The sequence below is a fragment of the Dickeya fangzhongdai genome, from assembly GCF_002812485.1.
Lineage (GTDB): Bacteria > Pseudomonadota > Gammaproteobacteria > Enterobacterales > Enterobacteriaceae > Dickeya > Dickeya fangzhongdai.
In genome coordinates, this window is sequence record NZ_CP025003.1 from 2140638 (window position 1) to 2157083 (window position 16446).

Here is a 16446-nt window from a genome sequence, read left to right on the forward strand (position 1 = left end):
CCCGCGCCGGCTATCCCTAAAGAGGGCTTTTCCGCGCAGGATTCCAGATTAAACAGCGCATTATCTCTACCCGTCATGCTTTACGTTGCCGGTGCGTCGGCCGCCCTCGTTCGCTTCGGTCACTGATCCATGTAAGCGCCTGGGCATTTACACGGTTGCCGTCTGACCGCAACTCGAATTATTTTGTGTGACGACAAGAATTTATTCAGACAGGAATGTATCCGTAATGAGTAGCACTGATATTCGGGTCCAGGTGGGACCGGCCAACTATTTTTCTTTCCCAGGGGCGATCGACAAGCTGAACGAATTTTATCCGGACGAGGTGCTGGCCCGCGCGTTCTGGATACACGGCGAACGCGCGCTGGCGGCGACGCACGCTTATCTGCCGGCGGCGTTTTCTGCGCCGACGGCCCGGTTGGCCGGTTTTTCGGCACACTGCAGTGAAAATGAAATTGCGCGGTTGACGGCGGCGGCGGGCGATGACCGCACCGTGGTGATTGGCGTGGGCGGCGGCGCGGTGCTGGACACCGCCAAGGTGGTGGCGCGTCGTCTTGGCCTGCCGCTGGTGGCGATTCCGACCATTGCCGCGACCTGCGCCGCCTGGACGCCGCTCTCGGTCTGGTACAACGAGGCCGGGCAGGCGCTGCGATTCGAGATTTTCAACGATGCCAACCATCTGGTGCTGGTGGAACCGCGTATTCTGCTGGCGGCGCCGGTGGAGTACTTGCTGGCGGGGATCGGCGATACGCTGGCGAAATGGTATGAGGCGGTGGTGTTAAGCCCGCAGCCGGAAACCCTGTCGCTGACGGTGCGTCTGGGTTTGCAGACCGCGCAGGATATCCGCGATGTGCTGCTGAACCAGAGCGAATCTGCGTTGAAGGCGGCGCATAATGCCACGCTGAACCAGGATTTTCTGGATGTTGTCGACGCGATTATCGCCGGCGGCGGCATGGTGGGCGGGTTGGGCGAGCGTTACACCCGGGTGGCGGCGGCGCACGCGGTGCACAACGGTTTGACGGTACTGCCGCAGACGGCGCATTTTCTGCATGGCACCAAAGTAGCCTACGGCATTCTGGTACAGTGCGCGCTGCTGGGGCAAACCGATACGCTGCGTCAGCTGAAAGCGGCGTTCCGGGTCTTCGGGCTGCCGGTGTCGCTGGCCGAACTGGATGTGGATATTAGCGATGAAGCGGCATTGCAGGCGGTCATCGCCCGTACTTTGCAGAGTGGCGAATCCATTCATTATCTGCCCGGTCCGCTGGACGCTGACACGCTACTGACCGCGTTCCGGGCAGTGGAACTGGCGAACGGCTAATAAAGCAACGGGGCGGTTTTTTAAACCGCCCCGTCATTGAGGGCTGGGTTATTGCAGTTTGTCATACGGAAAGGAATTCCTGATGTAACGTGCGTAATAACGCGCTTTGGCGTTAGAGGCCATTAACTCCTCATAAATCATTCGTGCTACGTTTTTGTACTGAAACAGACTGCCGTTCAGTAATTCTACTTCTAATGTGCTGGTTTCCGAATCGTAACCTACGGCAAACAGCTCGGTGGAAGATACACGTTTGCGTTGCAAAACAAATTGCTCCCTGTTGATGGTTGCGATGTAACGGTAATGTTACTTGCTGTGTTTTTTTTGGTCAACGTCGACGCCAGAGGGTCGAAAAAATCGTCAGCAAAACAGACGAAAGAATACAAGAACAGCTTATTATTTCCCTATTTCACCTGCACATCGGCAGATGATGCCACGTTTGCAGGAATCTATCCGTCAGTCAACGATTGGCTGTCAGGATGAATTCCTGTTTTGGTGGCGATCACGTTTTTAATGTCATACCGGCACATCAGCGGTGGTTCAATCTGAACCGTCTGTTGTGCCGGTTTTATCGCATTATTAAACAACTCTGATCAGTTCGACTGCAAGTGCTTTGCATGAAAACGCAGATGATCTTCGATAAAGCTGGCGATGAAGTAGTAGCTGTGGTCATAACCCGGCTGAATACGCAGCGTCAGCGGCCATTGCCGTGCGCTGGCGACGGCTTCCAACTGCTCCGGCTGAAGCTGGACGGGCAGGAAGCTGTCGCCGTCGCCCTGATCGATCAACGTCGGCAGCGGCGCGTCGCTGTGAGCGAGCAGATGACAACTGTCGTACTGCAGCCACTGCTGGCGGTCGTCGCCCAGATAGGCGCTGAAGGCTTTCTGCCCCCAGGGCACCTGCGTCGGGTTGACGATTGGCGCAAAGGCCGACACCGAACGAAAACGCCCCGGATGGCGCAGCGCCAGCATCAGCGCGCCGTGCCCGCCCATCGAATGACCGCTGATGGCGACCCGATCGCTGGCGCTGACGTGCTGGCGCACCAGCGCCGGCAGTTCGTCGCTGATATAGTCGAACATGCGGAAATGCCGGTCCCAGGGGGATTGCGTGGCGTTGACATAAAAACCGGCGCCTTTACCCAGATCGTACTGGGCGTCGTCCGCAACCTCATCGCCGCGCGGACTGGTGTCCGGCATCACCAGCGCCAGCCCCAGTTCCGCCGCCACCCGCTGGGCGCCGGACTTGAAGGTGAAATTCTCGTCGTTGCAGGTCAGCCCCGACAGCCAGTACAGCACCGGCGGCGGAGCCTCCCCGGCGAGGGGAGGATAAAACACGCTGAAGGTCATGTCGCAGTTCAACGTGGCGGAGGCATGGCGGTAACGCCGCTGCCAGCCGCCGAACAACCGGTGTTCTTCCAGCAATTCCAGTGACGCAGTCATGGTGTGCGAGTTTCCTGTCATCAGTTGAAATGAACCACGGAGCGAATGGATTTCCCTTCGTGCATCAGATCGAATGCCTCGTTGATCTGCTCAAGCGGCATGGTGTGGGTGATGAAGTCGTTGAGCTGGAATTCACCGTCCAGATAGCGCTGAACGATTCCCGGCAACTGACTACGGCCTTTGACGCCGCCGAAGGCGGAACCGCGCCATACGCGCCCGGTCACCAACTGGAACGGACGGGTGGCGATCTCTTCGCCTGCGCCAGCCACGCCGATGATGACCGACTCGCCCCAACCTTTATGGCAACACTCCAGCGCGGAACGCATCACGTTGACATTACCGATACACTCGAAGGAGAAATCCACGCCGCCGTCGGTCATGTCGACGATCACTTCCTGGATCGGCTTGTCGTAATCTTTCGGATTGACCAGATCGGTCGCGCCCAGTTTGCGGGCCAGATCGAACTTGCTGGTGTTAAGGTCAATACCGATGATGCGACCGGCGCCCGCCATTTTCGCGCCGATGATGGCGGACAGACCGATGCCGCCCAGACCGAAGATCGCCACGGTGTCGCCCGGTTTCACCTTGGCGGTGTTGGTCACGGCGCCCATGCCGGTGGTCACGCCGCAACCCAGCAGGCACACTTCTTCCAGCGGCGCTTCCTTATTGATTTTCGCCAGAGAGATTTCCGCCACGACGGTGCGTTCTGCAAAGGTGGAGGTGCCCATGTAGTGGAAAATCGGCTTGCCGTCTTTGAAGAAACGGGTGGTGCCGTCCGGCATCAGACCTTTGCCCTGGGTGGCGCGGATGGCCTGACACAGGTTGGTTTTGCCAGAACGGCAGAATTTGCACTCGCCGCACTCCGGGGTGTACAGCGGAATGACGTGGTCGCCGACCGCCACGCTGGTCACGCCTTCGCCTACCGCTTCCACGATGCCGGCGCCTTCATGGCCGAGGATCGCCGGGAACACGCCCTCCGGATCCTTACCGGACAGGGTGTAGGCATCGGTATGGCAGACGCCGCTGGCGAGGATGCGCACCAGCACTTCGCCTTTCTGCGGCGGCATCAGGTCCACTTCTTCAATGGACAGCGGCTGGTTGGGGCCCCAGGCGATGGCGGCGCGGGTTTTGATCATTTGCATGGTGAAGCTCCTTATTCAGAGTGGCGCAGCCGCCGGAATGACGCAGCGGCTGCCAGGGATAATGCGGCATTGACATCGAATGCCGACAGGGAATGCATCAGGCGCCGATTTCAATCATCAGTTTTTTCAGCGCCTCGACATTGGGACCGAAGGCGTCCCGCCGCCAGATAAGCCAGGTGCTGACCGACGCAATGTCGGTAGGCAGGTGATGGACCTGAACCTGCTGACCGGCAGGCAGGGCTTCCAGTACGCTGAGCGGCACCATCGCCACGCCGCTGCCGCCGGCCACGCCCGCCAGCAGGGCGCTATACGACGGCATTTCCAGCACGGCGGCGGGCGAGATGCCCTGCCCGCGAAACCAGCCTTCCAGCCGCTGGCGGTAGCCGCAGCCGGACGCGAAGGCCAGCAACGGCAGATTACGCACCTGCGCCGCCTGAGAAACCGGCGGTATGCCGGCGGCGGTAATCAGCGCCAGCTGTTGTGAAAACACCCGGCAACTGTTGACGGCGTCATGATTAATCGGCCCGGTTACCAGCGCCGTAGCCAGTTCGCCGGCGTTCACGGCATCCAGCAACGCGCCGCAGGTGTCGCTGCGCAACGCTAACTGAACCTGCGGATAGCGGCGGTGGTACAGCGCCAGCAATTCGGGCAGCGCGGTGATCAGCAGACTTTCCACTGCGCCCAGCGCGAACAGGCCGGCGGGTTCGCTGGTGTGTGCCATCGCCAGCGCTTCATCGCTCAACGCCAGAATACGCTGGGCGTAGCACAGGAAATTATGGCCTGCCGGTGAAAGGCGAACGCGCTGGCGCTCACGAATAAACAGATCGGTACCCAGTTCCTGTTCCAACTGGCGCAGCCGGGTGGTGAGGTTGGAAGGCACGCGGCCGAGCTGTGCGGCCGCGCGCACCAGCGAGCCGGTTTCCGCCACCAGACAGAACATACGCAGTTGGGTTAGGTCCATATTATTCTCTTTACGTGAATAACTTTTGTTGAGTTGTTTATTTATATTGAGTGTAACGGTTGTGTTTGCCACTGGCAACCCGGTTGTTGATCCGGTTGCTGACCGCCAGAAACGGTGTGGAAATGCATTTGGCGTCATCACCGTGTCGGATACGGCCCAATGTGTGCTACCGGTGATGAAAGACCGGTGGTCATGGTTATATGGAAAACCCCGATTAGGCGAACATGTAATTGGCGAGCGTTGACTATCCGTTTATCCCCGCCGGACGGCAAATTGCCGTGGCGCCGGTTGGCCGAGCTCATCCCAATACTAACCAGAGTCGGCGACCGGGGATTCGCCTGGTCGCCGTCGGTCTGCAACTCGAATTATTTTAGGGGAGATATCTATAAACACCGGACGTTCGCCGCCGTTTTTTTTATTTTTTGTGACATTTAAATCCGCCGTCGGGTAATAGCGCGGCTTTTTTTTTATCGCAGAGTAAGGATAAGATGGGATTCGGGTTTTGGCACGGAGCCTGTTTATTCCTCTTTTTTCTTTGTGACATCCTATGGACGACACAGACGGTCAGAACTGACTGATCTCCTACCCGTTATACCCGCCATATTTCAATTGCGGATGTGTTGGTCGCGTTCCCTGACTCCCGTCTCTTACCCGTGTAGGCGACCGGGGAGCCGCTGGGTTGCTGCCTGCGCGCGACTTGAATTATTTAGGGTAAATAGCTCCATGCATCCTTGCGCCATCGCGTTTGCTGCGCTGCGGATGAGACATTATTCAAATCAGACACACACTATCTGGATATCATGATGCGCATTTTAAAAAATATCACCATCAGGGCCATGTTGTTAATCATACTCGTCGGATTCACTTTAATCTGGGGAGGCAGCGCGATTACCACTATCGTGTCATTAAATAAAATCGAGTCCTTATTGGACACCAATCAGACCGAGAAAAAAAATTACACTATTCTGTCCAACGGCCGCGAGGCCTTTACCCAGTCTATCGCGCTGATTAACCGCAGTACGCTGTTCCAGCAACGGGGGGATAGCGCTCAGGCTCAGGCGCTGCTGCAAAAAGTGCAGGGCAACCTCGACAGCACCCGAACGCTGCTGACCACCTTTCGCGCCGCCAGCCATGACGGCATCAACACCACGCTGGCGGGACAAATCGCCGACTCGTGGGATAACGCCATTTCCCAGGCGCTGATGCCGATGCTGAACGCCAGCCGCGCCGGCCGCTTCGATGAATACCAGCATTATTATCTGGACGTTTACCCCGCGCTGGCGCAGGCGTTTGGCAACAACGTGGCGCAGTACGGCGAGGCGATACAGGTCGACGATTCGTTGAGCAAAGCGAATCGTCTGGCTTCCATCAGCCGGGATGTGCTGAGCGCCGCTCTGATTTTCGGGCTGCTGGCGTTGCTTCTGTGCGATCGCTATCTGGTCAACTATCTGGTTAAACCGGTAGGGGATATCAAGCGTCATCTGACCGCCCTGACGGAGGGGCGTCTTGGCGCGGATTTGCAGGAGTTTGGCCGTAACTGCGTCGGGCAACTGATTCCCTACATCCGGCAAATGCAGAGCAATCTGCGCGATACCGTGAGCGTGATCCGCGATAGTTCGGCGGCGCTGCATGTCGGCGCGAGCGAGATTAAAAGCGGCAACGACGAGCTGGCCAGCCGGACGGAAGAACAAGCCGCGGCGCTGCAACAGACGGCCGCCAGCATGGAACAGTTGAGCGCCACGGTTATCCAGAACGCGGATAACCTTAAGCAGGCGAGCAAGCTGGCGCAGGAAGCCACCGAACGCGCGCTCAGCGGCGGCGAAGCCGGCAAATCGCTGGAATCGATGATGAAGGGGATTTCTGACAGTTCACGTCAAATCAATGACATTATCACTCTGATCAACGGCATTGCTTTCCAGACCAATATTCTGGCGCTGAACGCCGCGGTGGAAGCGGCGCGCGCGGGCGAGGCCGGGCGCGGTTTCGCCGTGGTGGCGGGCGAAGTGCGTAATCTGGCTCAGCGTAGCGGCCAGGCGGCTAAGGATATCGGTGCGTTGATCGGCGATTCCGTTCAGCGCGTCGAAGCGGGATCCATCCAATTGACGCAGGCTGGTGCGGCAATGAGCGATATTATTAACAGCATCATGAGCGTGGATGCGTTGATCCGCGATATCGCGTCGGCGTCTGAAGAGCAGAAGAATGGCATCATGCAGGTGGGTCAGGCGGTGACGGAAATGGACAGCGTGACCCAGCAGAATGCGGCGTTGGTCGAGGAAGCGGCATCATCGGCGGCATCGCTGGAATCCCAGGCCCGGCAACTGGCGGACGCCGTCACCGTATTCAGCCTGTCGGAGGAGGAGCACCGCTATTCCGCCAACGGAATGCTGCCTTCTTCACCACTGGCATTGAGCGTATCGCCGTCCCGGTAATATTAAACGCCGTGTCGTGAACATCGCGGCTTCTCTTGCTCCGATCGCGTAATAAAAACCACCGGTTCAATACCGGTGGTTTTTTTATCGCTAAAATCGCCTAAATCATGCCCCATCACTTGGCAGGTTGCCCGCGTCGGCTGCTCTGTATCCCGTTTCTCTGCCTTGTCTTTTCGGCATGACGGCCCGTTCGCCTAAGGCTTTCCTGTCGCCGGAATAAGTTAGGATATAACGATGACAACAATAGGTATCCTTAATCAAAAGGAAAATAGTCAGTAATATTAAAGGGAAGGTACAAAGATATTTTATAATGTGACCGCGTAAGAAATTGTCTTTTTTAATTTAAGGCTCGCTTAATTTTTAATAGATAATCTTTGAGGTGAAGATTGTCGGGTTCTCGGATTATTTTTCTGAGCAACGAAAACGATAAACTGAAGTGCTATTTCACTTGTTTAATTGGCAATAGTTTACACCGGAAAGATTAGTGCTGTGACTGATTTTCAGCGCTGGCTTTGCCGGTTTGACCAGGGTTTTTCTTGTCACGATGCGAAGATAGGTAAGCAGCGGTAAAGAATACGTCTGATTACATGGGTAGCAACCAACGCAGGTGACTATGACTAATATACGTGCCATGCACGCAGAAAATGATTCGGAGCCTGTTATGAATTTCTTAAAGAATATTACCGTCAGACGAATGATGTTAATTATCCTGGCGCTGTTTACGGTTGTGTGGGGAATGGCGTCCTCGTTTACCCTGTATTCACTTGGCAATGTCAATGGTTTATTAAGTGACAATCAGGATCAGAAGAAAAGTTATTCCATTCTGGTTCGCGGCAACGACCAATATTCCCGTGCGGTAATGCGTATGTCGCGCATACCGGAATTTATACAGCAAGGCGATATGGATAATGCCCAGAAAACGTTGAGCTCTGCGACGGATGCGCTGAACAATGCCAAAGAGGCGTTGGCGCAGTTTAAGCGCAGCCGGCAGGTCGGCGTTAGCAATGAACAGGTTCAGCAACTGACTGCATCGTGGGAACAGATCCTCAGCAATGCGGTCGAGCCAATGATGAGCGCGCTGAAAGACGGGCGAATGGATGAATTTAAACGAATTTTCCTGAAACAATATCCGCCGATGAGCGTGGAGTTCGGTGAGTTGACAGAAAAATACGCTGCCGCTATCCAGTCCGACAGCACCATTATGAACGTGGGATATTACATCGAGATTAGCAGAAACGTATTACTGGCCGCGCTGATTATCGGTATTACCATATTGTTCCTGAGCGACCGCTATCTGGTGAGTTATCTGGTGACGCCGATTGGTCAGATTAAACGTCATCTGGAATTGCTGACCAGCGGTAAACTCGGCGTGGAACTGAATGAATTCGGCCGCAACTGCGCCGGCCAGTTGATCCCCTACATCCGGACGATGCAGCACAGCCTGCGCAATACGGTGCAGACCATCCATGCCAGCTCGTCGGTGATTTACACCGGTACCAGCGAAATCCGTCAGGGCAATGACGAGCTGTCGCGCCGTACCGACCAGCAGGCGGCCGCCTTGCAGGAAACCGCCGCCAGTATGGAAGAGCTGACCTCGACGGTGAAAAACAATGCCGACAACGTGCGTCAGGCGCGGCAGATTTCGGAAGAAGCGCAGCAGATGGCCCGGCAGGGCGGCGAGATTACCGACAACGTGGTGACCACCATGCAGAGCATTTCCGACAGTTCCCGCAGGATTGCCGATATTACCAATGTGATTAACGGTATTGCGTTCCAGACCAATATCCTGGCGCTGAACGCGGCGGTGGAAGCGGCGCGGGCCGGCGAGCAGGGGCGAGGCTTTGCGGTGGTGGCCGGAGAAGTGAGAAATCTGGCGCAACGCAGCGCGCAGGCGGCCAAAGAGATTGAAACGCTGATCGGCGAATCGGTCAGCCGGGTGAATACCGGCTCTGAACTGGTGCGCGAAGCGGGCAGCGCTATGGAAGTGATTATCTCCTCGGTATCGCGGGTGCATGACCTGATGGGCGAGATTTCGGCGGCGTCCGACGAGCAGAGCCGGGGCATTGCGCAAATCGGTCAGGCGGTAACGGAAATGGACGGCGTGACGCAGCAGAACGCGGCGTTGGTGCAGGAAGCCACCACGGCGGCGGCGTCGCTGGAAGATCAGGCGCAGAGTCTGGCGGCGGCGGTAGCGGCGTTTGACCTGGGAGAACGACAGATTTCGCTGAGCGCTTCGCGTGTGGCCGCTCCGGCGCTGAAACGGCCTGTACTGGCTTCTTCGGTGAACGCGCGGCCGGTTGCGGCTTCCTCTCAGGGGGACTGGGAAACGTTCTGATACGCTTCTGGTTCTCTCACGCTATCTCAGAATGCACCGACTTGCCGGTGCATTCTGCTTTATGGCAATGGATTAAATTCGTATACGGGTGGTTGACGTCGGGATGATTACCCTGGACTCAATAACGGAGGGAATTAAAAAATAAACAAGGTCGAAAATGAAATAACGTGATCCTGGTCCATTTTACTTTTTTATTTTAAGGCTCACTTAATTTTTAATCTGTAGTCTTAGAGATGAAGACACAGTGAGCGTGTTACCGGTCATGAAAGTGAATACGAGTTGCTAAAAAGGAATGCAGTTTTATTTAACCGTTATTCATGCCGGAATAAAAATTGTTATTACATTGTTGAAAATAATTTATTGAGCCAGGGTTTTTCTTGTCACAATGCGCAGCACAGTGGTGAGCGATGCATCTATTTACACTGGGGAATACCAATCGCAGGTGGCTATGACTAAGCAAGCGCTGAATGCGCGACTAATTATCCGGAGCCTGTTATGAATATTTTAAGACACATCACTGTCAGAAGGATGATGTTAATTATCCTGGCACTGTTTACCGTCCTCTGGGGAATCGCCTCCATTTTTACTCTGAACTCATTTAGCAGCATGAGCAATTTGCTGAATGACAACATGGCGCAAAAGAAGAGTTACTCGATGCTGGTCAAAGGCAACGATCAATATTTTCGTGCGGTAACCCGGATGCTGCGTGCGGTGGATTTCCTGCAGACCGGCGATGCCGATAATGCGCAGAAAACCCTGAGTTCAGCCGCCAGCGCGCTGAAAAATAGCGAAGAAGCGCTGGCGCAGTTCAAAAGCAGCGAGCATATCGGTGTGGACAAAGACGTCGTGCAGCAGATGACCGATGTCTGGGGCCGATTGCTGCAAAGCGGAGTAGAGCCGATGCTGGCGGCGGTTAAAGACGGTCGGATGGACGATTTTCGTCAGCTGTTTCGCAAACAGTATCCGCCGCTGAGCGTGGAATTCGGCGGCGTGGCGGATAAATACGCGGCGGCAATTCAATCCGACGACGCTATCATTTCGGCATCGCAACACATTGCCATCAACAAGAATGTACTGCTGGTCGCGCTGATTATTGGGGTTATCGTGCTGTTCCTGAGCGACCGCTATCTGGTCAATTATCTGGTGACGCCGATTGGTCAGATTAAACGTCATCTGGAATTGCTGACCAGCGGTAAACTCGGCGTGGAGCTGGATGAGTTTGGCCGCAACTGCGCCGGCCAGTTGATCCCCTACATCCGGGCGATGCAGCACAGCCTGCGCAATACGGTGCAGACCATCCATGCCAGTTCGTCGGTGATTTACACCGGTACCAGCGAAATCCGCCAGGGCAATGATGAACTGTCGCGCCGTACCGACCAGCAGGCGGCCGCCTTGCAGGAAACCGCCGCCAGTATGGAAGAGCTGACCTCGACGGTGAAAAACAACGCCGACAACGTACGTCAGGCGCGGCAGATTTCGGAAGAAGCGCAGCAAATGGCCCGGCAGGGGGGGGATATCACCGACAGCGTGGTGACCACCATGCAGAGCATTTCCGACAGTTCCCGCAAGATTGCCGATATTACCAGCGTGATTAACGGCATCGCGTTCCAGACCAATATCCTGGCGCTGAACGCGGCGGTGGAAGCGGCGCGGGCCGGCGAGCAGGGGCGTGGTTTCGCGGTGGTGGCCGGAGAAGTGAGAAATCTGGCGCAGCGCAGCGCGCAGGCCGCCAAAGAGATAGAGACGCTGATCGGCGAATCGGTCAGCCGGGTGAATACCGGCTCTGGACTGGTGCGGGAAGCGGGCAACGCCATGGAGGAGATTATCTCCTCGGTATCGCGGGTACATGACCTGATGGGCGAAATTTCGGCGGCGTCCGACGAACAAAGCCGGGGCATTGCGCAAATCGGTCAGGCGGTGACGGAGATGGACGGCGTGACGCAGCAGAACGCGGCGCTGGTGCAGGAAGCCACCACGGCGGCGGCGTCGCTGGAAGATCAGGCGCAGAGTCTGGCGGCAGCGGTAGCAGCGTTTGATCTTGGCGACAGACAGACCGCGCTGAACGCTCCGCGTGTTGCCGCTCCGGTGCTGAAACGGCCGGTGCTGAAAGCCTCCCTGCCGGCCAGTTCGTCCAACGGCGACTGGGAAACGTTCTGACGTATTAGGGACATCTGCGTTATCTTCTTCGAATGCACCGGCCAGCCGGTGCATTCGCTTTTTCACGCCGTATAGACCTCACGCTACACCCGACATCTGGCTGGAACGGATATTGACCGTCAATCGGCCGTCTGCGCACTTTAATAATTTCTTATCGCTTCTATACTCGATTGAAACAGCCTGAAACATCTGGAAACCGAATGGCGGTCGTCAGTGATATCAACGGGCTGTGGCATCGTTGTCGCTACGGTGTCGAGCCAGCAGGGCCACGCGTTTTAGCATAGGGCTGACGCATCATTTGGGGGCGATAATGCGTGATGGGATGGGAATAAAGTGGTGTAAAACTGAACAGTTGCCATCTGGGATGATTACCTTAAACTCAGTAACGGGAGAAATTAAAATGTAAGCAATCGAATTGAGAAGGCGTGATCCTGATTGGTTTTATTTATTTTAGATCAGGATGCTCCTGGTTTTTACCGTATTGTTTTGTTTTTTATCGTATAGTTTAGCGACGTGAAAACCATTGAGGGCGTTATCGGTCATGGCTGACTAAATAGAACGTCGTCAACGCTGGCGTGTTGCTTTGATTTTCTCAGTAATCATTCGTACCAGAAACATAAATGTTATTACTGACGTCTTCCCGATGATTGTTGTTGAGCCAGGCGTTTCCTTGTCATGGTACGAAGCGAGTGGCTGTGGTGAGGGATGCGTCTGGCTACAGTCGGGGTCAACCAAACGCAGGTGGCTACTATCAAACATGTGCTTAACGCGCGATTAATTGTCCGGAGCCTGTTATGACTTTTTTAAGAAATATTACCGTCAGAAGAATGATGCTGGTGATTCTGGCACTGTTTACCGTTATCTGGGGTATCGCCTCTATTTATACATTGAACTCCTTCAGCAGCATGAACAACCTGCTGGATGACACGATAGACCAAAAGAAAAGTTATTCGAATCTGGTCAAAGGCAATGATCAGTATTTCCGCTCGGTAACGCGGATGATGCGGGTGGTGGATTACCGGCAGGCCGGCGATACCGACAATGCGCAAAAGACCCTGCTCTCGGCTACCACCGCACTGAAAAATAGCGAAGAGGCGCTGGCGCAGTTTAGAAGCAGCGAGCACGTCGGCGTGGATGAGGCGCTGGCGAAGCAGATGGTCGATGTCTGGAGTCGGCTGCTGCAAAACGGAATGGCGCCGCTGTTGGCGGCGGTTAGCGAAGGCCGGAACGATGATTTCCAGCAGCTTTACCGCCAACAATATATGGCGCTGAGCGTGGAATTTGGCGATGTGGCGAACAAATACGTCAACGCCATCCAGGCGGACAATACCATCACGGCGTTGAAGGAACACATCGCCTTCAATAAAAACGTGTTGCTGGTCGCGCTGATTATTGGCGTCATCGTGCTGTTCCTGAGCGACCGTTATCTGGTCACCTATCTGGTGACGCCGATTGGTCAGATTAAACGTCACCTGGAATTGCTGACCAGCGGTAAACTCGGCGTGGAACTGAATGAATTCGGCCGCAACTGCGCCGGACAACTGATCCCTTACATTCGGGCGATGCAGCATAGCCTGAGCGATACCGTACAAACCATCCACACCAGTTCGTCGGTAATCCATACCGGCACCAGCGAAATCCGCCAGGGCAATGACGAGCTGTCGCGCCGTACCGACCAGCAGGCTTCGGCGCTGCAGGAAACCGCCGCCAGCATGGAAGAACTGACCTCGACGGTGAAAAACAACGCCGACAACGTACGTCAGGCGCGGCAGATTTCCGAAGAAGCGCAGCAAATGGCCCGGCAGGGCGGTGACATCACCGACAGCGTGGTGACCACCATGCAGAGCATTTCCGACAGTTCCCGCAAGATTGCCGATATTACCAGCGTAATTAACGGCATTGCCTTCCAGACCAATATCCTGGCGCTGAACGCGGCGGTGGAAGCGGCGCGGGCCGGCGAGCAGGGGCGTGGTTTCGCGGTGGTGGCCGGGGAAGTGCGCAGTCTGGCGCAGCGTAGCGCGCAGGCGGCCAAAGAGATTGAGACGCTGATCAGCGAATCGGTCGGCCGGGTGAATACCGGTTCTGAACTGGTGCGCGAAGCGGGCAGCGCTATGGAAGTGATTATCTCCTCGGTATCGCGGGTGCATGACCTGATGGGCGAGATTTCGGCGGCGTCCGACGAGCAGAGCCGGGGCATTGCGCAAATCGGTCAGGCGGTGACGGAAATGGACGGCGTGACGCAGCAGAACGCGGCGTTGGTGCAGGAAGCCACCACGGCGGCGGCGTCGCTGGAAGAGCAGGCGCAAAGTCTGTCGGCGGCGGTAGCGGCGTTTGATCTTGGCGACAGGCAGAGTGTGTTTATTTCACCTCGCGCCGCCGTGCCGGCGCTGAAACGACCGGCGCTGAAAGCTTCCCTGCCAGCCGCGACCAGTTCGTCCCACGGCGATTGGGAAACGTTCTGACGGGTTTCGGGCTTCCCGTTTTATCTCCGAATGCACCGGCTTGCCGGTGCATTTTTTGATCATAACGCCGGCGAGGTAAACGCTGTGTTGGCTTTTTCCCGGTACGGTTTTTAGGCGAATAGCCGGATGCGTCATCCCATTTTTTCTATCCCTGCCTATACTTGCTGGTAATCAGAACGCACTTGACCAGATATTGATTCTCCTGCTCATAACCGCCGGTTGGCGTTACTTTTGCTTTTTCTATGCATGACGTGTTTGCCGGTGGTGTGTGGCAACGTTAGCGTTCCGATATTTATGTCTTGCCGTATTAAGGGGTGAAGGATGCTCTGCTAATCAGTGAATCGTGGAAAAACGTCAAATAACGATCTGGAGTTAACTATGACTTTTCTAAGAAATATCAGCATAAAAATTATGATGTTAATCATCATGGGTTTTTTTGTGGTGTTATGGTGCGGTGCGTCCGGTTTCAGTCTTTATTCGCTTCAGCATGTGACTGTACTTTTGAATAAAAGCGTCTCTCAGAAAAACAGCTATTCCTCCCTGGTCTATGGCAACGATCAATATTTTCGCTCGGTTACCCGCATGGCGCGAGTAATGGATTATCTGCAATTCAATGATGCCGACAATGCCAAAAAGACGCTGGATTCAGCGCAAAATGCGATTAACAACACCAAAGATGCGCTGGAAAAATTTAAAACAGCGGAGCACGTGGGAATTGATAAGGCGTTGGCGGATAACATGGTCACAACCTGGTCGAATTTAATCAGCACCGGAATTGAACCCATGTATAGCGCGCTGAGAAGCAATAATCTGGATGAGTTCCGGCGTATTTTTCGAACGGTCTATCCCGCCGCCAGCGTCGCTTTTGGCGAGGTAGCCCAGAAGTACTCCAGCGCGATAACCAGTTCCGATTATATCCAGTCGGTGAATGCCTATAATGGTTGGAACCGGAATGTCTTGGTTTTCGCTTTGCTGATGAGCCTGCTGGTGTTTGTGATCAGCGAACGTTATCTGGCTAACTATCTGGTTAGCCCCATCGGCAGTATTAAGGCGCACATGTCAAAGCTGACCGCCGGGCGACTGGATCAACATTTGGCGGAATTTGGGCGTAATTGCGCCGGGCGTATTATTCCCGATATTAAACAATTGCAGAATAGCCTGATAAATACCGTGTCGTTAATTCGTAATAGCGCGGAAACCATTTATCAGGGCGCGACGGAAATCCGTCACGGTAATAATGACCTGTCCAGCCGTACCGAACAGCAGGCCTCCGCGCTGCAGGAAACCGCCGCCAGCATGGAACAACTCAGCTCTACCGTGCTGCATAATGCTGAAAACGTGCATCAGGCCAGTAAGCTGGCGGGAGAAGCCACCGACGCGGCAAAACAGGGCGGGAAAATTACCAACAATGTGGTGGAAACCATGGACAGTATTACCGCCAGCTCCCGCAAGATTGCCGATATTACCTCGGTCATCAATGGCATTGCCTTTCAGACCAATATTCTGGCGCTGAATGCCGCGGTGGAAGCCGCTCGGGCCGGCGAACAGGGACGGGGATTCGCGGTGGTGGCGGGAGAAGTGCGCAGTCTGGCGCAGCGCAGCGCGCAGGCGGCCAAAGAGATCGAGGGGCTGATCGCGGAATCGGTATCCCGGGTGGATATCGGCTCATCGCAGGTTAAACAGGCGGGGGAGGCGATGGGTACAATTATCACCGCCGTATCGCATGTCAGCGACCTGATTGGCGAGATAGCCTCGGCATCGGATGAACAGAGCCGGGGGATTGCGCAAATCGGACAGGCCGTCAATGAAATGGACGGCGTGACGCAACAGAATGCCGCGTTGGTGCAACAGGCGATGACGGCCGCCACGTCGCTGGAAGATCAGGCGCGACAACTGACGCAGGCAGTAGAAGTGTTCCACCTCGGCACTGAACACCAGACGGCCGCCGGGCGCGCAAACCCGGCGGGCAACATGGCGCTGAAGCGCCCGGCGCTCAGGGGAACAACCCCGGCTTTGCCGCCTGCCCGTAAGGCCAACGAGCAGGATAACTGGGAAAAATTCTGATCCTGTCCGACCGCCCGCCGCGTCCGTTGCAACGGATACGGCGGGCGCGGTGTTGTCGTGGTAAGCGCCGTGGCAAGTTGAAGTCTTTTCATCAGCCATGACACACAATCACTGGATAATCTTCAGACACTCCATTAGAGTTGTG

The 16446-nt window shown here is 55.5% G+C and carries 10 protein-coding genes; 6 read left to right on the forward strand and 4 right to left on the reverse strand.

Annotated features, from left to right (window positions below; genetic code table 11):
• The first annotated feature begins 226 nt into the window (after positions 1-226).
• Positions 227-1315, forward strand: a complete 1089-nt coding sequence (locus CVE23_RS09705) for an oxidoreductase (protein WP_100849427.1) — start codon at positions 227-229, stop codon at positions 1313-1315.
• 48 nt (positions 1316-1363) lie between these two features.
• Here CVE23_RS09705 and CVE23_RS09710 read toward each other — a convergent pair whose 3' ends face one another.
• The 4 genes from CVE23_RS09710 to CVE23_RS09725 all read right to left on the reverse strand — a co-directional run bounded on the left by CVE23_RS09710 (position 1364) and on the right by CVE23_RS09725 (position 4854).
• Positions 1364-1576 carry a KTSC domain-containing protein gene (locus CVE23_RS09710; protein WP_038918819.1) on the reverse strand — a complete coding sequence of 71 codons (213 nt, stop codon included), beginning with the start codon at positions 1574-1576 and terminating at the stop codon, positions 1364-1366.
• Between the two features lie 329 nt (positions 1577-1905).
• A complete protein-coding gene (gene fghA, locus CVE23_RS09715) occupies positions 1906-2751 on the reverse strand; it encodes an S-formylglutathione hydrolase (RefSeq protein ID WP_049855403.1) in 846 nt (281 codons plus the stop codon).
• A gap of 20 nt (positions 2752-2771) precedes the next feature.
• Entirely contained in the window at positions 2772-3893 is a 1122-nt protein-coding gene (locus CVE23_RS09720) for an S-(hydroxymethyl)glutathione dehydrogenase/class III alcohol dehydrogenase (protein WP_049855402.1), read from the reverse strand.
• A 97-nt stretch (positions 3894-3990) separates the two neighbouring features.
• Positions 3991-4854 (reverse strand): LysR family transcriptional regulator, encoded by an 864-nt coding sequence (locus CVE23_RS09725; RefSeq protein ID WP_038659472.1) that lies wholly within the window; start codon positions 4852-4854, stop codon positions 3991-3993.
• An 836-nt stretch (positions 4855-5690) separates the two neighbouring features.
• Here CVE23_RS09725 and CVE23_RS09735 point away from each other — a divergent pair.
• The 5 genes from CVE23_RS09735 (at position 5691) to CVE23_RS09755 (ending at position 16301) form a co-directional block, all read left to right on the forward strand.
• A complete protein-coding gene (locus tag CVE23_RS09735) occupies positions 5691-7283 on the forward strand; it encodes a methyl-accepting chemotaxis protein (RefSeq protein ID WP_241043414.1) in 1593 nt (530 codons plus the stop codon).
• A gap of 661 nt (positions 7284-7944) precedes the next feature.
• Entirely contained in the window at positions 7945-9618 is a 1674-nt protein-coding gene (locus CVE23_RS09740) for a methyl-accepting chemotaxis protein (protein WP_100849430.1), read from the forward strand.
• A gap of 495 nt (positions 9619-10113) precedes the next feature.
• Positions 10114-11775, forward strand: a complete 1662-nt coding sequence (locus tag CVE23_RS09745) for a methyl-accepting chemotaxis protein (RefSeq protein ID WP_100849431.1) — start codon at positions 10114-10116, stop codon at positions 11773-11775.
• 794 nt (positions 11776-12569) lie between these two features.
• Positions 12570-14237 carry a methyl-accepting chemotaxis protein gene (locus CVE23_RS09750; protein ID WP_100849432.1) on the forward strand — a complete coding sequence of 556 codons (1668 nt, stop codon included), beginning with the start codon at positions 12570-12572 and terminating at the stop codon, positions 14235-14237.
• A gap of 378 nt (positions 14238-14615) precedes the next feature.
• Positions 14616-16301 (forward strand): methyl-accepting chemotaxis protein, encoded by a 1686-nt coding sequence (locus CVE23_RS09755; RefSeq protein ID WP_049853878.1) that lies wholly within the window; start codon positions 14616-14618, stop codon positions 16299-16301.
• Positions 16302-16446 lie beyond the last annotated feature (145 nt).